Origin of the sequence: Stenotrophomonas sp. 364, from assembly GCF_009832905.1 — a bacterium.
Lineage (GTDB): Bacteria > Pseudomonadota > Gammaproteobacteria > Xanthomonadales > Xanthomonadaceae > Stenotrophomonas > Stenotrophomonas maltophilia_AP.
On record NZ_CP047135.1, the window covers coordinates 3,731,870 to 3,754,822 of the forward strand.

The following is a 22,953-nucleotide window of genomic DNA, read 5'->3' on the forward strand; positions in this document are numbered from 1 at the left end:
CCGCCCTGCCCGGCTGCAACGCCAGGCCTTGCCTCACAGCAGCACGCGCCGCATGTCGGCCAGCACCTGCGACAGGTACGTGGTGAAGCGGGCGGCCAGCGCACCGTCGATGACGCGGTGGTCGTAGCTCAGCGACAGCGGCAGCATCAGCTTCGGGGCGAATTCCTTGCCGTTCCAGACCGGCTGGATCGACGACTTGGACACGCCCAGGATGGCCACTTCCGGTGCATTGACGATGGGGGTGAACGCGGTGCCACCGATCCCGCCCAGCGAGCTGATCGAGAAGCAGCCACCGCTCATGTCGGCCGGGCCCAGCTTGCCGTCGCGCGCCTTCTTGGCCAGTTCGCCCGATTCCTGCGCGATCTGCACCACGCCCTTCTTGTCGACATCGCGGATCACCGGCACGACCAGGCCGCTCGGCGTATCGGCGGCGAAACCGATGTTGAAGTACTTCTTCAGGGTCAGGTTCTCGCCGCTGGCATCCAGCGAGGCGTTGAACTCGGGGAACTTCTTCAGCGCCGCGGCGCTGGCCTTGACCAGGAAGGCGAGCATGGTCAGCTTGATGCCGGCCTTCTCGTTTTCCTTGTTCAGGGCCACGCGCAGGGCTTCCAGTTCGGTGATGTCGGCCTGCTCGAACTGGGTGACGTGCGGAATCATGGCCCAGTTGCGGGCCAGGTTGGCGCCGGAGATCTTCTTGATCCGCGACAGCGGCTGCACCTCGACCTCGCCGAACTTGCTGAAGTCCACCTTCGGCCACGGCAGCAGGTTCAGGCCACCACCGGCAGCCACGGTGCCACCGCCGGCAGCGACGCCGCCGGTCAGCGCGGACTTGACGAACTTCTGCACGTCACCCTTGGTGATGCGGCCACCCTTCTCGGTGCCGCTCAGCTGGTTCAGGTCCACGCCCAGTTCGCGGGCGAACACGCGCACCGCCGGGGAGGCATACGGCACCTTCTGCGGCAGCACGCTGTCGGCGTTGAACTGCACCGGCGGGCTGCTCGGCGCACCGGCCGACGGGGCCGCAGCGGCCGGGGCCGGCTGGGTCGGCTTGGCGGCGGCCTGCTCGATCTCGCGGGCGGCCAGCTTGTCCGGCTGCGCCGGGGCGGCGACCGGCTCGACCTTGGTCGCGGTTTCGGCGGCTTCGGTCTTGGCGGCGGCAGCCGGGGCAGCGGCGGCGGCCGGCTTGGCCTCGCCGTCGGCCACTTCGATCAGCGCCACCACCTTGCCCTCGGACAGGTTGTCGCCGATCTTGACCTTGATCTCCTTGACCACGCCCGCCACCGAGGACGGCACTTCCATCGTGGCCTTGTCCGATTCCAGCGTGACCAGGCCCTGGTCCTTCTTGACGGTGTCACCAACGGCGACCAGCACCTCGATTACCGGGATATCGCTGTAGTCACCGATATCGGGGACAAGTGCTTCCTTGATTTCGGCCATGGGGATAACTCCGGCAATCTGGTGTAGGGAATCGCCTATTGTAGGGCAGGAGGCGGCAGCGCCAACCGGCTGGACGATTTTTTGCTGACCCTGTCCCGGGACAAGGTGTTGCAGCGGCCTGCCTTGGCGGGCTTGCGCTTGGTACAGCACGAAGCAGGATTTTCCAGTCGGTACCGTATTGTCCGGCCCGGGCCAGGCGCTCACCCCTGCAACGCGTCCGCCAGCGGCTGCCAGGCCACCTGCAGCCGGGGCAGCGACCAGGCCGCATTGGCCGGGCTGGTGGACGGCAGCGACCAGACCACCGGCGCGCCCCCGGTGGCCGGCAGTGCCGGTGCGATGCGGGCCATGAAGAGCTGGTAGGCGGTGCCACCGTTGCAGGCGATGGCCCGCAGCCCGGGTAACCCGGCGATCAGCGCGGGCAACGCATTGGGCACGTCACTGCCGCGCACGATCGACGCATCCAGGCTGCCCTGTCGCTCGCAGCGCCCGATGACATCCCACAGACCCACACCTGCGGCATTCAAGGCGGCGATGCGCGCGGGGTATGCAAGCGTTGCCTCCACGCCGCACAAGTGCTGCATCAACGGCCAGAACCGATTGCGCGGATGCGCGTAGTACTGCGCGGCCTGCAGTGACGCCACGCCGGGCATCGAGCCCAGCACCAGCACGCGGCACTGCGGCGATACCTGCGCGGGAAAGCCGATGCACGTGGTTGCTTCCATCACATCTCCAACAGGTGCATGAACATCATCGCTGCCCTCATTGCCCGCGAATGCAGGGATTTTCCGCTGTTCGCTGAACGGAACAAACTAAAATTTAACGCGCGTCGGATTCGATTCATGTTGCGGGGACTACGTTTGCCTCGCCCCGGAAGCAACGGGGTCAAGAACAAAAAAATACCTGAGGAGATTCCCCCATGCGCTCCATCCGCACCCTGACCCTGGCAACCCTGACTGCACTGGCTTTTGCACCGGCCGCATTCGCGCAGGACACCACCACCACTGACGACACCGCCTCGGGCAAGCATTTTGCCGTGGTCGGCGGCGTGTCGCTGCTGCAGCCCAAGAACGATCCCATCGACGGCGTGCGCAAGGTAGACGGTGGCCCGGCCCCGACGGTCAGCTTCAGCTACTACATCAACGACAACTGGGCCGTGGAACTGTGGGGCGCAGCCGACAAGTTCGACCACCGCGTACGCGGCACCAACGGTGCGCGCCTGGGCACCGTTGAGCAGCAGCCGATCGCGCTGAGCGGCCAGTACCACTTCGGCCAGGCCGACAACGTGTTCCGTCCGTTCGTGGGCGTCGGTTATTACGAGTCCAACTTCAGCAATGAAGACCTGGCCAGCGACGTCGGTCACATCGGGCTGGAAACCGCCAAGGGCGCCATCGGCACCGTGGGCGTGGACATGAACATCAACAGCACCTGGTTCGCCCGTGCCGATGCACGCTACATGCATTCGCGCCCGGAACTGACCGTCAACGGTGACAAGACCGGCGACAAGGCCAAGCTGGATCCGTGGACCGTGGGCTTCGGTATCGGTGCCCGCTTCTAAGCACGCACCAGCCAACGCGCAGTGACGCAACGGGCCCCTCGCGGGCCCGTTGTTGTTTCAACCGCACGGGCGCCCTTTCATTCTGTCTTGCCCCGTGCCCGGCAATACTGGCCCGGACGCGAAACGGGGAGCGCGCATGGGCGACACCGGAACCGGACAGGACCTGCTCGACGTGCTGGTGGTGGGGGGCGGCATCAACGGCGCCGGCATCGCCCGCGACGCAGCCGGGCGCGGCTGGTCGGTATCCCTGTGCGAACAGGACGACCTGGCCTCACACACCTCCAGTGCCAGTACCAAGCTGATCCACGGCGGCCTGCGCTACCTGCAGTACGGCGAATTCGGACTGGTCCGCAAGGCGCTGCGCGAGCGCAGCGTGTTGCAACGGCTGGCCCCGCACCTGGTGGTGCCTACCCGCTTCGTGCTTCCTCATGCCGCGCACCTGCGGCCGGGCTGGATGCTGCATGCCGGCCTGTGGCTGTACGACCACCTGGGCCACGCCGGCAGCGCGTTCCCGCGCTCGCGACGGCTGGATCTGCGCAGCGACCCGCGCGGTGCGGTGCTGCAACCGGGCTTCCGCACGGGCTTCACCTATTCCGATGCCCGCGTGGATGATGCGCGGCTGGTCCTGCTCAACGCACTGGATGCGCACGAACGCGGCGCGCGGATCCACGTGCGCACCCGCTGCGAACAGCTGATCCGCCACCGCGACCACTGGTGGGCGGTACTGCGCCACGCCGATGGCAGCGTGCAGCGCCTGCGGGCCCGCGCCGTGGTCAACGCCACCGGGCCGTGGGCCGGCAACCTGCTGGAGCGCGCCGGCATGGATGCGCCGATCGGGCTGCGGCTGGTACAGGGCAGCCACATCGTCGTGCCCCGCCTGTATGGGCACGACAGCGCCTACCTGCTGCAGCAGCCGGACCAGCGCATCGTGTTCGTGCTGCCGTTCGAGCAGGACTTCACCCTGATCGGCACCACCGACGTGGACTACGACGGCGACCCGGCGCAGGTGCGGGCGGCCAGCACCGAGGTGGCGTACCTGTGCGCGGCGGCCAGCCGCTGGCTGCGCACGCCGGTGCAGCCGGCCGACGTGGTCTGGCAGTACAGCGGGGTGCGGCCGCTGCTGGCCGACCACCACCATGACGCCGCGAAGGTCACCCGCGATTACCGGCTACAACTGGACGCCAGCCAGGCACCGCTGCTGAGCGTGCTGGGCGGCAAGCTCACCACGTACCGTACGCTGGCCGAAGAAGCGGTGGATCAACTCGGCGCGGCCCTGGGCCGTGCCGAACCGGCGTGGACGGCCGACGGTGCGCCTTTGCCCGGCGGTGATCTTGGCGCGGCGCCGGTGGTGCTGGCGAAACTGCAGGCGCAGTACCCGGGCCTGTCGGAAACGCTGCTGGCAACGCTGGCCCGACGCTATGGCAGCCGTGCCAGCGCCGTGCTCGGCGACGCGACCAGCACGGTGCAGCTGGGCACCGCGTTCGGCGCGGACCTGTACGCGCGCGAAGTCGATTACCTGGTGGCGCACGAATGGGTGCGCACGCTCGATGACCTGCTGTGGCGCCGCACCAAGCTGGGCCTGCGCCTGGACGCTGCGCAACGCGAGGGACTGGCACAGTATCTGGCGCAGCGGGTGGCGGCGATGGCGTAGGCTGGGGCGCTGGCCGTGGCACGCCACCGGCCGGGCCACCCTTGATTCGTTGTACGGAGCAACGCATGGACAAGCAGTACGTGCTCGCGATCGACCAGGGCACCACCAGTTCGCGGGCGATCCTGTTCGACCGTGCCGGCTGCAGCGTCGGCAGTGCGCAGCGCGAGTTCACCCAGCTGTTTCCCCAGCCCGGCTGGGTGGAACACGACCCGCGCGAGATTCTCACCAGCGTCTACACCACGCTGACCGAACTGCTCAACCGCGAGCAGGTGGACCCACGCAGCATTGCCGCGATCGGCATTACCAACCAGCGCGAAACCACGGTGGTGTGGGACAAGGCCACCGGCCAGCCCATCCACAATGCCATCGTGTGGCAGTCGCGGCAGAGCCATGCGATCTGCGAACGGGTCGCCGCCGAGGGCCACGAGGCCCTGGTGCGCGCGCGCACCGGGCTGCTGATCGATGCGTATTTCTCGGCCACCAAGATCCGCTGGATCCTGGACCACGTGGACGGCGCGCAGGCCCGCGCCGAGCGCGGCGAGCTGTTGTTCGGCACCATCGACAGCTGGCTGGTGTGGAACCTGAGCGGTGGCACCACCCACGTGACCGACTACAGCAATGCCGCGCGCACGCTGCTGTTCAACATCCATACCCTGGACTGGGACGACCAGCTGCTGCAGGTGTTCAACATTCCGCGCGCCATGCTGCCGCAGGTGCGCAGCTCCAGCGAGGTGTATGCCACCACCCAGGCGCAGTTCTTCTTCGACCAGCACATTCCCATCGCCGGTATCGCCGGCGACCAGCAGGCCGCGCTGTTCGGCCAGGCCTGCTTCGAGCCCGGCATGGCCAAGAACACCTACGGCACCGGCTGTTTCATGCTGATGAACACCGGCGACAAGGCGGTGGTGTCGCGCAACGGCCTGTTGACCACGCTGGCCTGGGGCGTCGACGGCACGGTCGAATACGCGCTGGAAGGCTCGATCTTCGTTGCCGGTTCGGTGGTGCAGTGGCTGCGCGACGGGCTGCGCATGTTCGGCAAATCCAGCGACTGCCAGGCCTACGCCGAACGCGTGCCCGACACCGGCGGGGTGTACCTGGTGCCGGCCTTTGTAGGGTTGGGCGCGCCGTACTGGCGCAGCGACGTGCGCGGTGCGATGTTCGGCATCACCCGTGGCACCGGCAAGGAGCACTTCATCCGCGCCGCCGTGGAGTCGATGGCCTACCAGACCCGCGACGTGCTGGCGGCGATGCAGGCCGATGCCGGGATCGAACTGAAGGAGCTGCGCGCCGACGGCGGTGCGATCGGCAACGACTTCATGGCGCAGTTCCAGAGCGACATTCTGGGCGTGCCGGTGGTGCGCCCGCAGGTGGCCGAAACCACCGCCCTGGGCGCGGCCTACCTGGCCGGGCTCGCCACCGGGTTCTGGGGCAGCCGGGCCGAGATCGCCGCGCAGTGGGCGGTGGACCGGCGTTTCACACCCCGGATGGCGGTGGACCAGCGCGAGGCGTTGTACGCCGGCTGGCAGCAGGCCGTACAGGCCACGATGGGTTTCCGGGTGGGGTGACGATTGCCGCGCGTTGCGCGGCCAGTCGCGTATGGCGTGGCTCTACCGGGTGTCGATGGTAGGGGCCGACCGTGGGTCGGCCCGCGGTGGGATCAGAAAGCCGGCAGCACCGCGCCCTTGTACTTCTCGGCGATGAAGGCCTTCACTTCCGGGCTGGTCAACGCCTTGGCCAGCTGCTGCACGCGCGCGTCGTCTTTGTTGTCCGGGCGGGCCACCAGGAAATTCACGTACGGCGAGTCCTTGCTTTCAATCGCCAGCGCGTCCTGGGTCGGGTTGAGCCCGGCATCCAGTGCGTAGTTGGTGTTGATCAGGGCCAGGTCGACCTGGTCGAGCACGCGCGGCAGCATGGCCGAATCCAGCTCGCGGAACTTCAGCTGCTTCGGGTTGGCGATGATGTCGCGCTGGGTGGCCAGCGCATTGGTCGGGTCCTTCAACGTGATCAGCCCGGCCTTGTGCAGCAGGATGAGCGCGCGGCTGTTGTTGCTGGGGTCGTTGGGGATCACCACGTCGGCGCCGGCCGGCACTTCGTCCAGCGACTTGAAGCGGCGCGAGTAGGCGCCGAACGGCTCGATGTGCACACCGATGACCTTGACCAGGTCGGTCTTGCGGTCGCGGTTGTAGGCGTCCAGGTAGGGCTCGGTCTGGAAGTAGTTGACGTCCACCTGCTTCTGCACCAGCTGGTCGTTGGGCTGCACGTAGTCGTTGAACACGCGCACGTCCAGGTCCAGGCCTTCCTTCTGCAGGATCGGCTTGACCACCGCCAGGATCTCGGCGTGCGGCACGGCCGTGGCGGCCACCACCAGCTTCTTCGAATCGGGTTGGGATTTACCGCAGGCGGCCAGGGCCAGCGAGGCGGCGAGGAGCGGGAGCAGCAGGTACTTCTTCATGGGGGGTATCCGGGCAGCGATAGCGCCCAACCTTACCGCACACCCCGGCCGTGCGGTATCGGTGGCATATGACCGGCGGGCATGAGCCCGGCGGTCACTCGTAATTGCTGAGGGCCAGCGCCAGCAGCGCCTTGGCCTGTTCGCGCAACATCACCGGTTCGATGATCTCCGCGTCCGAGCCGTAGTGCAGCACGTCCATCAGCAGTTCGCGCGACACGCTGTAGGGGACCTTCAACTCGTAGCGGCCGTCGGCCAGGAAGCGCCCCTGCTGCTTGGAATGCCAATGCTCGTCGGCCACCCAGCGCGCGGCCTTGGCGCTGAAGACGATGGTGGCCCAGCCCTTGGGCGGGCCGGAGAAGATGCCGTAGCTGGCGCCCAGCTGCTCGTCCAGCTCGGTGTCATCCACGTCGCGGGCCACGGTGTCGACCACCCGGGCCTTGTAGATGCGGTCCACCGCGAAACTGCGCAGGCCTTCGCGGCCGTGGTCCCAGGCATCCAGGTACCAGTTGTCGCGGTAGTGGGTCATGCGCTGCGGCGACACGGTGCGCTTGGTGGCCTCGTCGGTGGAGCGGGCGCGGTATTCGAACGCCAGCTGCTTGCGCTCCAGCACGGCCGAGGCGACGGCGCGGAAGCTGGCTTCGTCGAATTTGCGGCCGCGGTGCGGAATCACCCGGACCCGGTCCACCGGCCAGGTGGACACGCCGGCCTGGGCGGCCAGCAGGCCTTCAATGCGCTGCTGCAGCGGGGCCAGCACCGAGGACAGCACGCCGCCGCCGGTGCGCGCCAGCAGGTGCTGGGACGCCAGCAGCGCGTGCAGCTCTTCGGAACTGAGCCACAGCCCGGGCAGCTCGAAGCGGTCGCTTTCGTCGTCCTGGTAGCGGAAGCCGGCCTCCCCGTCGCCCTCCACCGGCGCCATCAGCGCATCGCGCAGGAAGGCCAGGTCGCGGTAGACGGTGGCGCGGGAACACTCCAGTTTTTCCTGCAGGGTGGCCACCGTCACCGGGTAGCGGGCGGACTTGAGCAGGCGATGCAGGGCGTTGATGCGTTCGTATCGGTCCATGACCCGATTATGTCCGAGTCGCCGTCGTTGTGGCGGCTTCGGCACCATCTTCGGCTATCGTGGAGCCCCGAAAACCCCGTTGCCGCCTGTCATGCGCCTGTTACCTGCCCTTGCCGTGCTGTCCCTGCTGCTGTCCGGTTGCGCCCCCGCGCCCGATCCGGCCGCCACCGCGCCGGCCCCGGCGGCAGGCAACATCCCGGCCGCAGTGGATCCGGTGCAGGCGGTGCTGGGTGCGAGCCAGCGCTTCGGCCAACTGCGCAGCTTCCACGCCAGCCTGCGCATGCAGGGGCCGCGTGCGGTTGAGGCGACGATGGACTTCGTTGCCCCCGACCGCTACCGGCTGATCACCGATGACGGCCCGCAGCTGATCATCGGCGACACCTTCTTCCTGCAGCGCGCCGGCGAGGTCCGTCAGGTGCCGGTGCCGCCGGGCCTGCTGGCGCAATGGCGCAACCCGTTGCCGGCGGACGTGGCCCCGGCCCAGCTGCAGGTGGACGACCTGGGCAGCGATGCCATCGGCGGGCAAGCCGCCCACAAGTACCGGGTGCGCCATGCCACCGCCGCGCCGGACGGAATGCTGTACTGGATCAATGCACAGGGCCTGCCGGTGCAGATCGAGCGCCAGGGCCAGACCAAGGGCGAGACGTTCCGGATCACGCTGCGCTTCTCGCGGTTCGACGACCCGACGCTGCGCATCGATCTTCCCTGAACAGGCCGTTCGACCGAACCCCGCCTAAAGCGGCGGCAGATGGCGGGAATTGCGCGCTGGATGCATCAAGTATCATCCCCCGTTGCCCGTCCCCCACTGGTTGATCCGGAGAACCGTTGATGTCCCTGCGCGTCTCGTTGCTTGTTCCCCTGCTGTTGTGCGCCCCGGCGGCGTTCGCCCAGGACACCACCGATCCGGCTGCGATGACCTCGCCATGGAGCGGCAGCGGCGGTGAGCTGGGCTTCGCCTCGGCCCGGGGCAACAGCAACACCGAAAGTGCCAACGGCCGCCTGCGCCTGCGCTATACCGATGACGACTGGGTGCACAGCATGGACCTGTTCGGCCTGCGCTCGCGCTCGGAATATGTCGAAACCGCCGACGATGGCACGGTTACCAAGCGCCGCAACACCACGGCCAACCGCTACACCGGCAGCGCCGGCAGCGCATTGCAGCTGGGCGAGCACCGCCAGCTGACCGCCACCGTGCGTTACGAACGCGACGACTTCGCCACCTACGACCGCCAGAGCTCGTTCGGTCTGGGTTACGGCACCCGGTTGGTGGAAGGCGACCGCTTCTACATGGACGCGCAGATCGGCCCCGGTGTGCGCCGCACGCACAACACCGAAGACGATGAAACCCGCACCGGCCTGATCGGTCGTGGCCTGTTCGACGTGAAGTACTCGCTGACGCCCAACACCGACCTGGTCAACACGCTGCTGGTGGAGTCTGGCTCGTACAACACCTTCGGCCAGAACGATTTCGGCGTGTCGGTGAGCATGAACGAACACCTGGCGTTGAAGGCCGGCTGGCAGGCGCGTTACAACAGCGACGTGGCCGAAGACAAGCGCAAGACCGACACCCTGACCACCATGAACGTGGTCTACAAATTCAAATGATGATGTCCCGGATCGGCTCTACCGCCGGGTAGAGCCGACCGTTGGTCGGCTGCCCGACACCCCGGCAACGCGGCTAAACGGCCAACAATTCCCCTGCCCCACCGGCCAGCAACCCGGCCGCCACCTGCCGGCCCAGCGCATCCGGATCACGGCCCGGGCCGCGCGCTTCCGCACGCACCAGGCGGCCATCGGCCACGCCGCCGACCAGCCCCTGCAGGAACAGATCCTCGCCTTCCCACTGCGCGAATCCGGCCACCGGCACGTGGCAGCTGCCATGCAGCGCACAGTTCATGGCGCGCTCGGCTTCGACACAGGCACGCGTACGCGGATCGTCGAGCGCGGCGAACAACGCCATCACCCGGGCATCTTCGCCATTGCATTCCACCGTCACCGCGCCCTGCGCGGGGGCCGGCAACCACGTCGGTGCGTTCAAGCGGGCCACGATGCGCCCGCCCAGGCCCAGCCGCTCCAGCCCGGCCACCGCCAACACGATGGCGTCGTAGCCGCCGTTGTCGAGCTTGGCCAGGCGCGTGTTGACGTTGCCCCGCAGGTCCACCAGTTCCAGGTCCGGGCGCAGCGCGCGCAGCTGGGCCTGGCGGCGCAGCGACGAGGTGCCCACGCGCGCGCCGATCGGCAGTGCGTCCACCGAGGCATAGAGATTGGAGATGAAGCCGTCGGCCGGATCGTGGCGGGTCAGCATGGCCGGCAGCGCGAACGGGGCGTCCAGTTCCATCGGCACGTCCTTGAGCGAGTGCACCGCGCAATCGGCGTCGCCGCGCAGCATCGCCAGCTCCAGCTCCTTCAGGAACAGTCCCTTGCCGCCGATGGCGGCCAGCGAACGGTCGAGCACTTCATCGCCCCGGGTGCTCATCGGCACCAGCACCACGTCCAGCCCGGGGTGTACCTGGCGCAGGCGGTCGGCAACGTGTTCGCTCTGCCACAGGGCAAGCGGGCTCTTTCGGGTGGCGATGCGCAGGGTTGTCATGCCGCCATTATCCGCGCAGCAGGGCGTATCGGCCAACGGCGGCATGCTTCGCTGCGCGGGCAGCGGCGTATCGACCAACGGTCGATACCTACAGGAGATCCTGCTTGATGCTGGCCACGCAGCGCCGGCTGACCTCCAGCGGGGCTTTGCCATGGCGCAGCACGGCCTGGACCTGGCCTGCGCCATTTCGTCGCAGCTCAAGCAGCTCGTGGCGGGCCACCAGGCAGTTGCGGTGGATGCGCACGAACCGGCCGACGAATTCCTCTTCCAGCGACTTCAGCGATTCCTCGATGAGGTCTTCGCCGCGTGCGTGGTGCACCACCACGTACTTCTCTTCGGCCTGCAGGTAGTGGATGTCCTCAATCGGAATCAGCCGCAGGCTGCCGCGCAGGCGCGCGCACAACAGGGTGCGGGCCTGCTGGCTGGGCGTGCCGGGATGTCCGCTGCGCCCGGCCAGGAAGGTGCGCGCACGTTCCAGCGCGGCGGCCAGCCGCTCGGGGCGCACAGGCTTCATCAGGTAATCGATGGCGGCGGCCTCGAACGCCGACAGCGCGTGGGCGTCGTAGGCGGTGCAGAACACCACCGCCGGGCGCGGGTCGAAGGTGGCCAGGTGACGGGCCGCTTCCAGGCCGTCCAGGCCGGGCATGGCGATGTCCAGCAGCACCAGGTCCGGCTGCAGCGCGGCGCAGGCATGCAATGCCTGCTCGCCGTTCTCGGCCTCGGCCACCACCTCCACCCCGGGCTGTTCGGCCAGCAGGCTGCGCAGGCGCTCGCGGGCCAGCGGCTCGTCGTCGGCAATGACCACCTTCAAGGCTGTTTCCTCAGGGCACCGGAACGGTGATGTCGCACGCATAGTAGCCGTCGCTCCATGCCCCCGTCATCCGGGCCGCGGGGCCAAAGCGCCATGCCAGCCGGTGGGCGATGCTGCGCTGCGCGTGACCCGCGCCCTGGGTCAGCGGCAGCGCGCGACCCTGCGGGTCCGGCGCGGGGTTGTGTACCCGGATACGCAGCTGGCCGTCCACGCACGACAGCGCGATGACAATGGTGCCGCCCCCCGGCAGCCGCGAGATGCCATGCAGCACGGCGTTTTCCACCAGCGGCTGCAGCACCAGCGGCGGCATCGGCAACGACCAGGGCAAGGGTTCGTCGCGCTGCCACTGCACCTGCAGGCGTTCGCCCAGGCGCAGCGATTCGATCGACAGGTAACGCTCGGCCAGTTCGCACTCGGCCTGCAGGGTGGAGTCGCCCTCGCCCGCGCCAAGCGCCGCGCGGAACAGGTCGGACAGGTCCAGCACGGCGCGCTCGGCCACCACCGGGTCGCGGCGCACCAGGCTGGCGATCAGGTTCATGCTGTTGAACAGGAAGTGCGGGCGGATCCGCGCCTGCAGCGCGTCGGCCTGGGCGCGCGCGTTGGCCACCACCTGCGCGGCCCAGCGGTCGCTGACATAGAAGTAGCGCAGCGCCAGCGCCACGATCAGGGCGGTCATGGTGGCGCTGCCCAGGGTGAAGCGCCAGAACCCGATGTGCCGCGCGAAGCCCCCGGCATCGAGCACGCCGTACAGGCCGTGCACGATGCCGGCGCAGACGGCGGCAATCAGCACGGTCATGGCCACCGCCAGCGCCGTGCCGGCCGCTTCAGGCAACCGCGACAGCGCGGTGCGTGCCGCGCACAGGCACACCGTCACCGCCAGCGACAACCACAGCGCAAAGCCGCTGGCCGACAGGAAATCCGACACGCTCCAATGGCGGCTGCCATCGGGCGCCAACGCCACCACCACCACCACCAGCTCGGCCAGGCCGAGCATCGCCGCCAGCCGCGGCAACCGGCACAGCTCGGGCAACCACGGCTGCTGGCGCGGGTCGGTCATGGCTCAGGCGGCCCGGAACCGTGCGTCCAGCCAGTCGCCCAGCGCCTCCAGTTCCTCGGCGCAGACCTGGTGGGCCATCGGGTAGGAGTGCCACTCCAGCGGGAAACCGAGGTCCTTCAGGGTCTGCGCGGTGTGCGCGGCGATCGCCTGCGGAATCACCGGGTCCTGCACGCCGTGGGCCATGAACACCGGCGGCCGGATGCCGTCAGGGGCACGCTGGGCGGCAGCGGTCTCCGGGTCGGGCAGGTAGGTGGACAGCGCGATCAGGCCACCGATCGGGCGGCTGCGGCGCAGCACCGCGCTCAGGATCACCGCCCCGCCCTGCGAGAACCCGGCCAGCAGGATGCGCTCGGCCGGAATGCCGGCGGCCACCTGCTGGTCGATCAGGGTATCCAGCGCCTGCACCGACGCCGCCACGCCGGCGGCGTCGGCACGCGAGCGGAAGTCCATGCTGACGATGTCGTACCAGGCGCGCATCGGCACGCCGTTGTTGATCGTGATCGGCTGTACCGGCGCATGCGGGAACACGAAGCGGATGGCCGGCCAGTGCGGGCGCAGCAGCTCGGGCACGATGGGGGCGAAGTCGTTGCCGTCGGCACCCAGGCCGTGCAGCCAGAGCACCGCCCATTGCGGGTCGGTACCGGTTTCGTTGATGACGCTGTCCAGCATGGTGCGGCTCCACTACGGTCGAACCGCATTATGCCGCGCCGCTCAGCCCAGCGCCTTGGCATCGGCCGCGGCCTTGCGCAGCTCCGCCGCGCGCACCAGCACCTTGGGCGGTGCGGTTTCCTCGGGAATCTCCATCAGCCGCAACCGATGCATGAGCGTGCCGGCACTGCGCGAGGAGGTCAGCGCCACCACCGGAATGGCCAGCACCATGCCCACCACCACCGGGGCCATCCATGCCGCCAGCGACGGCGACACGGCATAGGCCAGGATGCCCATGAACAGCCCGAACACGCTCAGCCCGCCATAGCCGCGGATGAGGGCCGGCCAGGAGATGCCGCCGTCGTCGCGTTGCTGCGCATCCCAACCCGAATCCTTGCCGGCCAGCACCTCGGCCACGCCGCGTGACTGCACGTACATCACCACCGGTGCCATCAGCGCGGCCAGCAGGGTTTCCAGCAGCATCGACAGCAGTGCGCGGATGCCACCGCCACAGCCACGGCGCTCCACCCGGTCCAGCAGCATGGCCACGTAGCCCAGCACCTTGGGGGTAAGCAGCACCACCATGGTGATGGCGAACATGCGGATCACCTTCTCTTCGTCCTGGTGGCGCCAGTACAGGCTCGGCGACAGGTGCAGCACTTCGTTGAAATCGATGCCGCCCTGGAACAGCGGAATGGCGATACCGACCAGCATCAACATGCCCCACATCGGCGCGGTGAAGTAGTGGCCGATGCCGATCATCATGTGCATGCGGCTGACCCAGTGCAGGCCCTTGGAGCCCACCACCTTGGCATGCTGCAGGTTGCCCTGGCACCAGCGCCGGTCACGGACCAGCATGTCGGTGAGGGTGGGCGGGCCCTCTTCATAGCTGCCCTTGAGGTAGGGCACCATGTGCGTGGCCCAGCCGCCGCGACGCATCAGCGCCGCTTCGACGAAATCATGGCTGAGCACGTGGCCGCCGAACGGCTCGCGCCCGGGCAATGCGGGCAGGCCGGCGTTCTCGGCGAAGGCCTGGGTGCGGATGATGGCGTTGTGGCCCCAGTAGTTGCTTTCCGCGCCATGCCACCAGGCCACGCCGCGGCCGATCACCGGGCCGTACACGCGCCCGCCGAACTGCTGCATGCGCGCAAACAGCGTGCGTCCGCCGATCACCGCCGGCAGGGTCTGGATCAGGCCAACGTCGGGGTTGTGTTCCATGCCCGCCACCAGGCGCACGATGGTGTCGCCGGTCATCAGGCTGTCGGCGTCCAGGATCAGCATCTGCGGGTAGCCACCGCCGAAGCGGCGCACCCAGTCGGCGATGTTGCCGGCCTTGCGCCCGCTGTTGTCGCCGCGCCGCCGGTAGAACAGGCGGTCGTGTCCGCCCACGGCATCGCACAACGCAGCGAACGCCTGCTCCTCGGCCACGCCGATGTCCTCGCGGCGGGTGTCACTGAGCACGAAGAAATCGAACTGCGCCAGCTGCCCGGTGTCGGCCACCGATTCGTAGATGGCCTGCAGGCCGGCCAGCAGCCGGCGCGGGTCTTCGTTGTAGGTAGGCATCAGCAGCGCAGTGCGGGTATGGACCACCGGCAACGGCTGGTCCGGGTCGATGCCGAGCTTGTAACCCCGGTCGAACACGGCGGTGAGGAAGCCGGCCACCGCGCCGGAGAACGACAGCGCGATCCACGCGAACAGGGCCACGAACAGCACCAGCAGGCAGGCCTCGAGCACGCTGATGCCATTCATGGCCAGCACCTTCCACATCATCACGGTCGCGGCGAGGGTCATCGCCCCCGTGCCGCCCAGGATATAGAAGCGTCGCAACGCCATCAGCCGTGGCGCAGTGCGTTGCCGCGGCACCTGCAGCCGCCCTTCCTTGAAGGACTGCTCGGGCATCGACATCGGGGCTTCGGCGGGCAGGATCGCCTGCCCGGCATCGGCCACGTGCATGACGGACTGCACACTCATCGGCGGCGCCCCTGCGTGGGTGATGGCAGGCCGGGCGTGCCCGGTGCGGAGAGGGTCATCCAGATCTCGACACGCCCAGCGGCGTGCTTGCATTCTGCCTGCGCGGAGCCGTGGCCGGCACGCAGCTGTTGTCTGTCACTACCGGAACCCACGAACTCTCCACCGTACCGAGACGAAAAATGCGGCTCAGCATAGGGGGGCAAATGTAAGCCGGGTGCGAAAGTTCTTTCCTTGATTTCTCCCCATTCAGCAAGATCGGGCCAAGGCATCCACAGGCGCGGTGCGACAGAACGCCGCAGGCCTTATGGCACAGGGCTCTCCCCATTCATTTTGTAAACGGTTATCATTACGTTAACCAGGCAGGCATGCGTTACCGCACTACCCACCCAGACGCGTCGGCCCCCCGCCGTGCGCAGTCCCTCCGGTCGGGTTGCCTGCTTCGTCGTGCTGTCTTCGCGAGTCGCTTCCCGGTCGGGTACTCCTTACCCCTCCATGGAAGACCCTCATGTCTGCTCCCCGCCCCTCCCCCCTGCACCGTCGTCCTGCGCGCCTGGTCCGTGCACCACTGGCGCTGGCCGTGTGCCTGCTGCTGGCCACCCCGGCCGTTGCGCTGGCCGCTGGCGCCGGCGAGCCCGCCGCCAAGAACCTCGACACCGTGGTGGTCACCGCCTCGGGCAACCAGCAATGGATCAAGGATGCCCCGGCCAGCATCAGCGTGATCTCGCGCGAGGATATCGAGCGCCAGCCCGTGCATGACCTGGGCGCCCTGCTCAGCCGCATTCCCGGCGTCACCGGCGGACTCAGCGCCGCCGGCGAACAGTCCAAGATCAAGCTGCGCGGCATGCCGTCCAACTACACGCTGATCCTGGTGGACGGCAAGCGCGTGGGCAGCTCGGCCTCGACCAACTACCGTCCCGACCTGGGCCGCCAGGACCTCAACTGGATCTCGCCGGACCAGATCGAGCGCATCGAAGTGGTGCGTGGCCCGATGTCCTCGCTGTACGGCTCGGATGCGATGGGCGGGGTGATCAACATCATCACCCGTCGCATCGGCGACACCTGGAGCGGCAGCGCCACCCACAGCTACACCTCGCCGCAGGACAGCAAGCGCGGGGACACCCAGCAGATCGGCACCAACTTCTCCGGCCCGCTCACCGAGAACGTCGGCATGCGCGTCGGCGCCAGCTACACCAACCGCGACTCGGACCGCAGCAATGGCGGCATGTACGGGAATGCCTATGGCGGCGAGAAGGACCGCAACTTCGATGCCCTGCTGGACTGGACACTGAGCGACGCGCAGAGCCTGCAGTTCGAAGCCGGCTACGGCGTGCAGCAGGCCTTTGCCAGCACCTCGCTGGAAGACGAAGGCGACGGCGCCTGGGGCGCCAGCGAGCTCAAGCGCACCAGCCTGTCGCTGAGCCACACCGGCAACTGGTCCTTCGGCACTTCCAAGATCACCGGCTACTGGACCGAATTCAAGAACGACATCGGCCCGACCGGCCGCTCCGAAGCCAAGGACATGATCCTGGAAGGCAGCCTGAGCACGCCGTTCACCCTGTGGGTGGACCACCAGCTGAGCGTGGGCGGCCAGTGGAAGCGCCAGGAGCTGACCAACACCGACACCATCGGCCAAGCCCCGGTGGACTACGCCGGCAACCCGGTGAATGGCGCATCACTGGAAGTGGATACCTGGGCGGTGTTCGTCGAGGACGAGCTGAAGCTGCACGAAACGCTTGCCCTCACCCTCGGCGCGCGGCTGGACCACCACGAGCAGTTCGGCAGTCACGTCAGCCCGCGTGCGTACCTGGTCTACCACCCGGCGGAAAGCTGGACGCTGCGCGGCGGCATCTCCAAGGGCTTCCGCGCGCCAAGCCTGACCGAGAACGCGGCGTCGGCGGCGACGCAGTCGGGCGGCCGCGGCTGCGGTTCGCTGCGCCCGCTGGGCTATGTCACCGGCGGCTGCTACATGGCCGGCAACCCGAACCTGGATCCGGAAACCAGCACCAACCGCGAGATCGGGTTCAATTTCGACAACGGCACCGTGGACACCGGGCTGACCTACTTCCATACCGACTTCAAGAACAAGATCGAATACGAACCCCTCGGCTTCTTCAACGGCTACTGGTGGACGCGCATGGACAATGTCGAGCGTGCCCGCACCAGCGGCATGGAAGGCAACTTCAACCTGAGCCTGGGCGAACACTGGCGCTGGCGCACGGCGGCGACCTGGATGAAGGAAGCCAAGAACCTGACCACCGGCGAGAACCTGATCGACACGCCGGAGTTCTCCGGCTACTCCTCGGTGGACTGGACTCCGCTGGATGCGTTCTCGGCAACGGTATCGGCGCAGTACACCGGCAAGCAGGCCGGCATCGCCAGCACCTTCATCAAGGCCTACACGCTGTATGACCTGACCGCGGCATGGCACGTCAACAGCACGCTGACCGTGCGCGGCGGGGTGAGCAACCTGGCCGACAAGAAGCTGTACGCCGAAGGCGCCACCGACTACTTCGTGGCCGGCCGCAGCTACTTCCTGGGCATGACCGCGCGCTTCTGAGGCGTGCGTGGCCGCGCGCGGGGGTTCCCCGCGCGCGTGCCGATCAGGCGGTCAGCGGTGTGCTGGCCGCCGCGATGTCGGCCACTACCGGCGGGCGGGCCAACGCACGTGACGCGGACTGCGAGAACTGCAGTTGCGCCAACTGGTGCTGGGCCTGGGTGGCAATAGGGCAAGGCGCGATGCACGGACCCGCTTCAGCGCGTTCGGGCAGGGTGACAACACTCGACATGGTCTGGTTTTCTCGATGCATTCCAATACGCCCCACGGCTCCCCGCCGCGCGGAATGCGCACCCTATATCAAAACGTTTTCGAATGTGTGACGGCCCCTGCACTCCCCCATCGGGCGCGCCAGAATACTGGCGCTGGGCCGAAGTCCACAGCTATCATGTAAGCGTTTACACACATACGACGGACATGGACTCCAATACCTCTTCTTCTGCACCGCTCAGCCCGAAGTGGCAGTTCCGCTTCAACTTCTTCAACCAGCATGGCGCCCCGAGTTCGCCGGCCTTCAAGGCCGCGTACAAGGAGCTGCCGTTCGGCGAGAAGATCAAGGTCAACTTCAACTTCTTCGCCCTGTTCTTCAGCTGGATCTACTTCCTGATCCTGGGCATGTGGCGCAAGGCCCTGACCATCCTGGGTCTGTCGATCGTGGTGATGGTGGTGGCCGCCTTCATGCCCAAGGCGGTTGGCAACGGCATCGGCATTGCGTGGTCGCTGCTGATCGCCCTGACCGCCAACTACTCCTATTACCTGGAAAAGGTGAAGGGCGACACCAGCTGGAACCCCTTCGCGGGCATGCGCTGGTAAGCACTGCCCTCACGGAGTGAATGAAAGCCCGGTCACGTGACCGGGCTTTTTTTTGGGGTGTGCTGCCATTCGCAGGGCATGCGCTGCGTGCGCCTCAGCCCAACGTCAGGTGGCCGTGCCACAGCCCCCACACCGCCGCCAGCGCCACCGCCAGCACGCACACTGCGATCACCCGCTCCATCGGAGTGAACACCGGCTGCCCGCGCTGCTGCTTGGCCAGCGCGAACATCAGCATGCCCGGTGCATACAGCAGTGCCGACAGCAGCACCTGCGTGACCCCGCCGGCATACACCAGCCACAGTGCGTACACGGTGGCCAGCACCGCAATCACCAGATCGCGTCGGCGCGGCGCCGAACGGTCTGCATACCCTTCACCGCGCCAGGCCACCAGCACCCCGTAGGCGGCCGAGAACAGGTACGGCACCAGCGCCATCGATGCGCCCAGCAGCACCAGGCTGGTGTAGGTGCTGGCGCTGAACAGGGTGATCACCAGGAACAGCTGGATCAGCCCGTTGGTCAGCCACAGCGCGTTGGCCGGCACATCGTTGGCGTTCTGCCGGGCCAGGAAGGCGGGCATGGTGCCGTCGCCGGCCGCGGCATGCAGCACTTCGGCGCACAGCAGCACCCAGGCCAGCAATGCACCCAGCACCGACACGACCATCCCGACGATGATCAGACGCGCGCCCCATGGGCCGACGATGGCCTCCAGCACGAACGCCATCGACGGATTGTGCAGGTGGGCCAGCTGCTGCTGGCCCAGCACGCCCATCGACAGCAGGTTGACCAGCATCAGCAGCGCCAGCACGCCCAGGAAGCCGATCACCGTGGCGCGGCCGACATCGGCGCGGCGTGCCGCCCGGCGCGAATAGATGCTGGCGCCCTCGATGCCGATGAACACCCACACGGTGATCAGCATCATCCCGCGCAGCTGCCCGCCAAGGCCGCCCAGCGACAGCGTGCCCCAGAAGTCCGCAGTGAAGACCTCCAGCCGGAAGCCGATGGCGGCAATCACCACGAACACCACGATCGGGACCACCTTGGCCACGGTGACCACCGCGTTGATCAGCGCCGCCTGACCGATCCCGCGCAGGACCGTCGCGTGCATGGCCCACAACAGGACCGACGCGCAGGCGATGGCCTGCCAGGTATTGCCCTCGCCGAAGGCCGGCACGAAGTAGCCCAGCCCGCTGAAGATCAGTACGAAGAAGCTGACGTTGCCCAGCAGCGAACAGATCCAGTAGCCCCATGCCGACGAGAAGCCGATGTAGTCGCCGAAGCCCGCCTTGGCATAGGCGTAGATGCCCGCATCCAGCTGCGGCTTGCGGTTGGCCAGGTTCTGGAACACGAACGCCAGCATCAGCATGCCCAGGCCGCTGATCGCCCAGCCCAGCAGCGCCGCGCCGGGACCGGCACTGCGCGCGATGTTCTGCGGCAGCGAGAAGATGCCCGCGCCCACCATCGACCCCACCACCAAGGCGGTGAGTGCGGCCAGGCCAAGCCGGTTGGAAGGCGCGGTCATGCGCGCACCGACAACAGGGGCGCGGGAACCGTGCCGCCGGTACACGGCGGAGTGCGTGCAGTGCGTTTCATGCGCCGTCCTGTGCGGGGCAGGTGCGTGGGTACCTGCCGTGTTCACCTGCACAGTCTAGCCGAGCGCGCGGCGGACCCCGCCGCGCGCGCCGGGATCAGAACGTCTGCCAGTCGTCGCCGGCCAGCGCCGGCTCACGCTGTGCGCCGCGTGCGGCGGCGGCCCGCCTGGCCGACGGCGCAGCGTGCGGGCGCGACGCAGGGGCCGGGGAGGCGCCGGTATCGATGCGGAAGATCGCCACGGCGGTGCCCAGGTGCTGGGCCTGCTCTTCCATCGCACGGGCGGCGGCGGTGGCTTCTTCCACCAGCGCGGCGTTCTGCTGGGTGGTTTCGTCCATCTGGGTGATGGTCTGGTTCACCTGCTCGATGCCAGCCGACTGCTCCTTCGACGCCGCCGAGATCTCGGCCATGATGTCGTTGACGCGGCGCACGCCGCTGACGATTTCCTGCATGGTGTCACCGGCGGTGCGCACCAGTGCCGAGCCCTGGGTGACCTGGCTGACCGAGTCGTCGATCAGGGTCTTGATCTCCTTGGCCGCACCGGCGGAACGCTGCGCCAGCGCGCGCACTTCAGAGGCCACCACCGCGAACCCGCGGCCCTGCTCACCGGCACGGGCGGCTTCAACGGCGGCGTTCAAGGCCAGGATGTTGGTCTGGAAGGCGATGCCGTCGATCACCGAAATGATCTCGGCGATGCGCTTGGACGAGGCCTCAATACCGGCCATGGTGGTCACCACCTGGCCCACCACCTGCCCGCCCTGCGACGCCACCTCGGCCGCGTTGGCCGCCAGCGTGTTGGCCTGCACGGCGTGATCGGCGTTCTGGCGCACGGTGGAGGTCAGCTCTTCCATCGAGGCCGCGGTTTCTTCCAGGCTGGCCGCCTGCTGCTCGGTGCGGCGCGACAGGTCGCTGTTGCCCGAGGCGATCTCGCCGGCCGCCAGGTTGATGCTGGCCGTGGCCTGCTGGATGCGGCCGACGATGTCGGTCAACTGGGTCACGGTGGTGTCGGCGTCGTCGCGCATCTGCGCGAACACGCCATGGAACTGCCCGTGCATGCGCGCGGTGAGGTCACCGGCGGCGATCGCCCGCAGCAGCGCGGAGATCTGCTGCAGGTTGTCGTCGCTGACCTGCATCATGGTGTTGAGGTTTTCGACCATGCCGCGGAAGTCGTGGTCGAAGCGCACCACGTCGCCCCGCTGGCTGAAATCGCCCAGCGCCGCAGCACCGGCCAGGTCGCGGATCTGGGTGTTGATCGCGCGCAGGTTGGCCTTGGTGGTATCCATCGCCTCGGTGAAGCGCGCCTGCTCGCCCGGCAGGCGGTCCATGTCCTGGGACAGGTCGCCCACCGCGTAACGCTGCATCACTTCCACCAGGCGGCGGGTGACGGCGATGTTGGCGCCGACCAGCTGGTTGGTGTCGCCCACCATCTGCCCGTATTCGCCCGGGAAGGACTGCACGTCCATGCGGTAGCTGAGCTCACCGGCTTCATGCCGCTGCGCCATTTCGCCCTGTGCGGCCATCACCGCGCGCACCTGGCTGCGCATGCGCTGCATCGATTCGAGCAGGCGTCCCACTTCGTCGTTGCGCGGCGGCGGCAGCGCGGTATCCAGGCGGCCTTCGGCGACATCGGCCGACAACCGCACCGCTTCGGCCAACGGGCGGATCGCCTGGCGACGCAGCAGCACGTAGACGCTGGCGCTGAGCACCAGCGCCGCGCCCAGGCCCACGGCCAGGATGATCCACAGCAGCGCACGCGCCTGCGCGGTGATCAGGTCGTGCGGCACCACCACGCCCAGGGCGAAGCGCTCCTGGCTGGTGCCGATGCGCAGCGGCACATACGCCTTCACGTTGCCGGCGGCATCCACGCTGAAATCTTCGTAGGGCTTGTCGGCGCCCACCGCGGCAAGGATCCGGCGGGTGGCGGCATCGTCGCGGCGCTTGCCGATCTCCTTGGCATCCTGCGCAGCCAGCACGATGCCGCCCGGGGAAATCAGTTCGACGTGGCCTTCGCCCATCGGGCGCAGCGCAGCCAGGCGCTCCTGCAATGCGGCCAGGCCGAAGTCGACGGTGACCGCGCCGAGGAACGTGCCCTTGTCCAGCACCGGGGTGGACAGGGTCGTCATCAGCACGGGCTTGCCGGCAATTTCATAGCGATACGGTTCGGCCACGGTCTGGCGCTTCAGCGCGCGCGGACGCAGGTACCAGTCGCCGTCGCCCGGCACGTCGTAGCCCTTCAGCGGGTCCTGCTTGGGCGTGCCGTCCTGCCAGGACCAGTAGCTCATGAAACGGCCCGTCGCGTCGTGTGCTTCGGCATCGACGAACTCGCTGTCCTTGCCGTCGAAGGCCTGCGGCTCCCACAGCGTTCCCAGCCCCACCCACTCCGGGTGCGAGCGCAGCTGCTGTTCGACCACGTGCGAGGCGGTGGCCCGGGTCAAGCCGCCGGCAGCGTGCTGCACCACCAGGCTGTCGGCCAGCGCCTGGCTGATGGAGAACGCATTGGCCAGGTCGGCACCTACCCGGCGCGATTCAGCATTGGCCTCGCTCTGCATGGTCTGCCGCGACGAATCGATCAGCGCCTGGCTGGCTTCGCGGTAGCTGATGGCGGCGGTCACGCCGAAGCAGAGCATGGCGATCAGCGCGGTTCCCAGCATCAGCCGGTTGGCGATGCTGCCGGGGCGCTGGGAGGAAATCGGGCGGGACGCAGGCATGGGGGGCGGTTCCGGAAAAAGGGTCGGATCAGCGGTCGCCCGGGGGCGCCACTACGGCT

Annotated in this window: 19 protein-coding genes; 7 read left to right on the forward strand and 12 right to left on the reverse strand. The window is 68.0% G+C overall.

Annotated elements, in window-relative coordinates:
* Positions 1 to 33: 33 nt before the first annotated feature.
* Positions 34 to 1,437 carry a dihydrolipoyllysine-residue acetyltransferase gene (gene aceF / locus GQ674_RS16780; protein ID WP_159497970.1) on the reverse strand — a complete coding sequence of 468 codons (1,404 nt, stop codon included), beginning with the start codon at positions 1,435 to 1,437 and terminating at the stop codon, positions 34 to 36.
* Between the two features lie 200 nt (positions 1,438 to 1,637).
* Positions 1,638 to 2,159, reverse strand: coding sequence for a DNA-deoxyinosine glycosylase (locus GQ674_RS16785; RefSeq protein ID WP_159497971.1), 522 nt, complete (start codon positions 2,157 to 2,159; stop codon positions 1,638 to 1,640).
* 194 nt (positions 2,160 to 2,353) lie between these two features.
* On the opposite strand from GQ674_RS16785, the gene GQ674_RS16790 reads away from it, so the two are divergent.
* The 3 genes from GQ674_RS16790 (at position 2,354) to glpK (ending at position 6,208) form a co-directional block, all read left to right on the forward strand.
* Positions 2,354 to 2,992, forward strand: coding sequence for an OmpW family outer membrane protein (locus GQ674_RS16790; RefSeq protein ID WP_038686081.1), 639 nt, complete (start codon positions 2,354 to 2,356; stop codon positions 2,990 to 2,992).
* A gap of 136 nt (positions 2,993 to 3,128) precedes the next feature.
* Positions 3,129 to 4,643 (forward strand): glycerol-3-phosphate dehydrogenase, encoded by a 1,515-nt coding sequence (glpD, locus tag GQ674_RS16795; RefSeq protein ID WP_159497972.1) that lies wholly within the window; start codon positions 3,129 to 3,131, stop codon positions 4,641 to 4,643.
* 65 nt (positions 4,644 to 4,708) lie between these two features.
* Entirely contained in the window at positions 4,709 to 6,208 is a 1,500-nt protein-coding gene (gene glpK / locus GQ674_RS16800; protein WP_159497973.1) for a glycerol kinase GlpK, read from the forward strand.
* A gap of 92 nt (positions 6,209 to 6,300) precedes the next feature.
* On the opposite strand, the gene GQ674_RS16805 is transcribed toward glpK, so the two are convergent.
* Both GQ674_RS16805 and GQ674_RS16810 read right to left on the reverse strand, forming a co-directional pair.
* Complete coding sequence (locus GQ674_RS16805; protein ID WP_128097141.1) at positions 6,301 to 7,095, reverse strand: MetQ/NlpA family ABC transporter substrate-binding protein; 795 nt, start codon at positions 7,093 to 7,095, stop codon at positions 6,301 to 6,303.
* 94 nt (positions 7,096 to 7,189) lie between these two features.
* Positions 7,190 to 8,155, reverse strand: a complete 966-nt coding sequence (locus GQ674_RS16810; protein WP_038686074.1) for a YafY family protein — start codon at positions 8,153 to 8,155, stop codon at positions 7,190 to 7,192.
* Positions 8,156 to 8,246: 91 nt separating this feature from the next.
* Here GQ674_RS16810 and GQ674_RS16815 point away from each other — a divergent pair, with 91 nt between their 5' ends.
* Positions 8,247 to 8,864: a hypothetical protein gene (locus GQ674_RS16815; protein ID WP_159497974.1), complete on the forward strand. Its 618-nt coding sequence runs from the start codon at positions 8,247 to 8,249 to the stop codon at positions 8,862 to 8,864.
* A 119-nt stretch (positions 8,865 to 8,983) separates the two neighbouring features.
* Positions 8,984 to 9,760: a DUF481 domain-containing protein gene (locus tag GQ674_RS16820; protein WP_159497975.1), complete on the forward strand. Its 777-nt coding sequence runs from the start codon at positions 8,984 to 8,986 to the stop codon at positions 9,758 to 9,760.
* A gap of 73 nt (positions 9,761 to 9,833) precedes the next feature.
* Here GQ674_RS16820 and hemC read toward each other — a convergent pair whose 3' ends face one another.
* The 5 genes from hemC to mdoH all read right to left on the reverse strand — a co-directional run bounded on the left by hemC (position 9,834) and on the right by mdoH (position 15,232).
* A complete protein-coding gene (gene hemC, locus GQ674_RS16825; protein ID WP_159497976.1) occupies positions 9,834 to 10,745 on the reverse strand; it encodes a hydroxymethylbilane synthase in 912 nt (303 codons plus the stop codon).
* A gap of 88 nt (positions 10,746 to 10,833) precedes the next feature.
* On the reverse strand, positions 10,834 to 11,598 hold the full coding sequence (locus GQ674_RS16830; RefSeq protein ID WP_201290171.1) for a LytTR family DNA-binding domain-containing protein: 765 nt from the start codon (positions 11,596 to 11,598) through the stop codon (positions 10,834 to 10,836).
* Positions 11,567 to 12,613 (reverse strand): histidine kinase, encoded by a 1,047-nt coding sequence (locus GQ674_RS16835; RefSeq protein ID WP_159497977.1) that lies wholly within the window; start codon positions 12,611 to 12,613, stop codon positions 11,567 to 11,569. The genes GQ674_RS16830 and GQ674_RS16835 overlap by 32 nt, the downstream gene beginning before the upstream one ends.
* Before the next feature lie 3 nt (positions 12,614 to 12,616).
* Positions 12,617 to 13,282: an alpha/beta hydrolase gene (locus tag GQ674_RS16840; protein WP_038686066.1), complete on the reverse strand. Its 666-nt coding sequence runs from the start codon at positions 13,280 to 13,282 to the stop codon at positions 12,617 to 12,619.
* A gap of 42 nt (positions 13,283 to 13,324) precedes the next feature.
* Complete coding sequence (gene mdoH, locus GQ674_RS16845; protein ID WP_159497978.1) at positions 13,325 to 15,232, reverse strand: glucans biosynthesis glucosyltransferase MdoH; 1,908 nt, start codon at positions 15,230 to 15,232, stop codon at positions 13,325 to 13,327.
* Positions 15,233 to 15,737: 505 nt separating this feature from the next.
* On the opposite strand from mdoH, the gene GQ674_RS16850 reads away from it, so the two are divergent.
* On the forward strand, positions 15,738 to 17,789 hold the full coding sequence (locus GQ674_RS16850) for a TonB-dependent receptor (RefSeq protein ID WP_159497979.1): 2,052 nt from the start codon (positions 15,738 to 15,740) through the stop codon (positions 17,787 to 17,789).
* 43 nt (positions 17,790 to 17,832) lie between these two features.
* Here the strand turns inward: GQ674_RS16850 and GQ674_RS16855 are convergent, their stop codons facing one another.
* Entirely contained in the window at positions 17,833 to 18,018 is a 186-nt protein-coding gene (locus GQ674_RS16855; protein WP_128096964.1) for a hypothetical protein, read from the reverse strand.
* Positions 18,019 to 18,203: 185 nt separating this feature from the next.
* Here GQ674_RS16855 and GQ674_RS16860 point away from each other — a divergent pair, with 185 nt between their 5' ends.
* Positions 18,204 to 18,599, forward strand: a complete 396-nt coding sequence (locus tag GQ674_RS16860) for a DUF2628 domain-containing protein (RefSeq protein WP_159497980.1) — start codon at positions 18,204 to 18,206, stop codon at positions 18,597 to 18,599.
* Between the two features lie 94 nt (positions 18,600 to 18,693).
* Here GQ674_RS16860 and arcD read toward each other — a convergent pair whose 3' ends face one another.
* Together arcD and GQ674_RS21775 are read right to left on the reverse strand one after the other, a co-directional pair.
* Entirely contained in the window at positions 18,694 to 20,118 is a 1,425-nt protein-coding gene (arcD, locus tag GQ674_RS16865) for an arginine-ornithine antiporter (protein ID WP_159497981.1), read from the reverse strand.
* Positions 20,119 to 20,284: 166 nt separating this feature from the next.
* Positions 20,285 to 22,894, reverse strand: coding sequence for a methyl-accepting chemotaxis protein (locus tag GQ674_RS21775; protein ID WP_159497982.1), 2,610 nt, complete (start codon positions 22,892 to 22,894; stop codon positions 20,285 to 20,287).
* Between the last annotated feature and the right edge of the window lie 59 nt (positions 22,895 to 22,953).

Coding starts and splice junctions, on each gene's coding strand:
- GQ674_RS16850 (WP_159497979.1), top strand. CDS start 15,738: ATGTCTGCTCCCCGCCCCTCCCCCCTGCACCGTCGTCCTGCGCGCCTG.
- GQ674_RS16830 (WP_201290171.1), bottom strand. CDS start 11,598: ATGCGTGCGACATCACCGTTCCGGTGCCCTGAGGAAACAGCCTTGAAG.
- GQ674_RS16805 (WP_128097141.1), bottom strand. CDS start 7,095: ATGAAGAAGTACCTGCTGCTCCCGCTCCTCGCCGCCTCGCTGGCCCTG.
- GQ674_RS16815 (WP_159497974.1), top strand. CDS start 8,247: ATGCGCCTGTTACCTGCCCTTGCCGTGCTGTCCCTGCTGCTGTCCGGT.
- arcD (WP_159497981.1), bottom strand. CDS start 20,118: ATGACCGCGCCTTCCAACCGGCTTGGCCTGGCCGCACTCACCGCCTTG.
- GQ674_RS16855 (WP_128096964.1), bottom strand. CDS start 18,018: ATGTCGAGTGTTGTCACCCTGCCCGAACGCGCTGAAGCGGGTCCGTGC.
- glpK (WP_159497973.1), top strand. CDS start 4,709: ATGGACAAGCAGTACGTGCTCGCGATCGACCAGGGCACCACCAGTTCG.
- GQ674_RS16790 (WP_038686081.1), top strand. CDS start 2,354: ATGCGCTCCATCCGCACCCTGACCCTGGCAACCCTGACTGCACTGGCT.
- hemC (WP_159497976.1), bottom strand. CDS start 10,745: ATGACAACCCTGCGCATCGCCACCCGAAAGAGCCCGCTTGCCCTGTGG.
- GQ674_RS16810 (WP_038686074.1), bottom strand. CDS start 8,155: ATGGACCGATACGAACGCATCAACGCCCTGCATCGCCTGCTCAAGTCC.
- mdoH (WP_159497978.1), bottom strand. CDS start 15,232: ATGAGTGTGCAGTCCGTCATGCACGTGGCCGATGCCGGGCAGGCGATC.
- aceF (WP_159497970.1), bottom strand. CDS start 1,437: ATGGCCGAAATCAAGGAAGCACTTGTCCCCGATATCGGTGACTACAGC.
- GQ674_RS21775 (WP_159497982.1), bottom strand. CDS start 22,894: ATGCCTGCGTCCCGCCCGATTTCCTCCCAGCGCCCCGGCAGCATCGCC.
- GQ674_RS16820 (WP_159497975.1), top strand. CDS start 8,984: ATGTCCCTGCGCGTCTCGTTGCTTGTTCCCCTGCTGTTGTGCGCCCCG.
- GQ674_RS16785 (WP_159497971.1), bottom strand. CDS start 2,159: ATGGAAGCAACCACGTGCATCGGCTTTCCCGCGCAGGTATCGCCGCAG.
- GQ674_RS16840 (WP_038686066.1), bottom strand. CDS start 13,282: ATGCTGGACAGCGTCATCAACGAAACCGGTACCGACCCGCAATGGGCG.
- GQ674_RS16860 (WP_159497980.1), top strand. CDS start 18,204: ATGGACTCCAATACCTCTTCTTCTGCACCGCTCAGCCCGAAGTGGCAG.
- glpD (WP_159497972.1), top strand. CDS start 3,129: ATGGGCGACACCGGAACCGGACAGGACCTGCTCGACGTGCTGGTGGTG.
- GQ674_RS16835 (WP_159497977.1), bottom strand. CDS start 12,613: ATGACCGACCCGCGCCAGCAGCCGTGGTTGCCCGAGCTGTGCCGGTTG.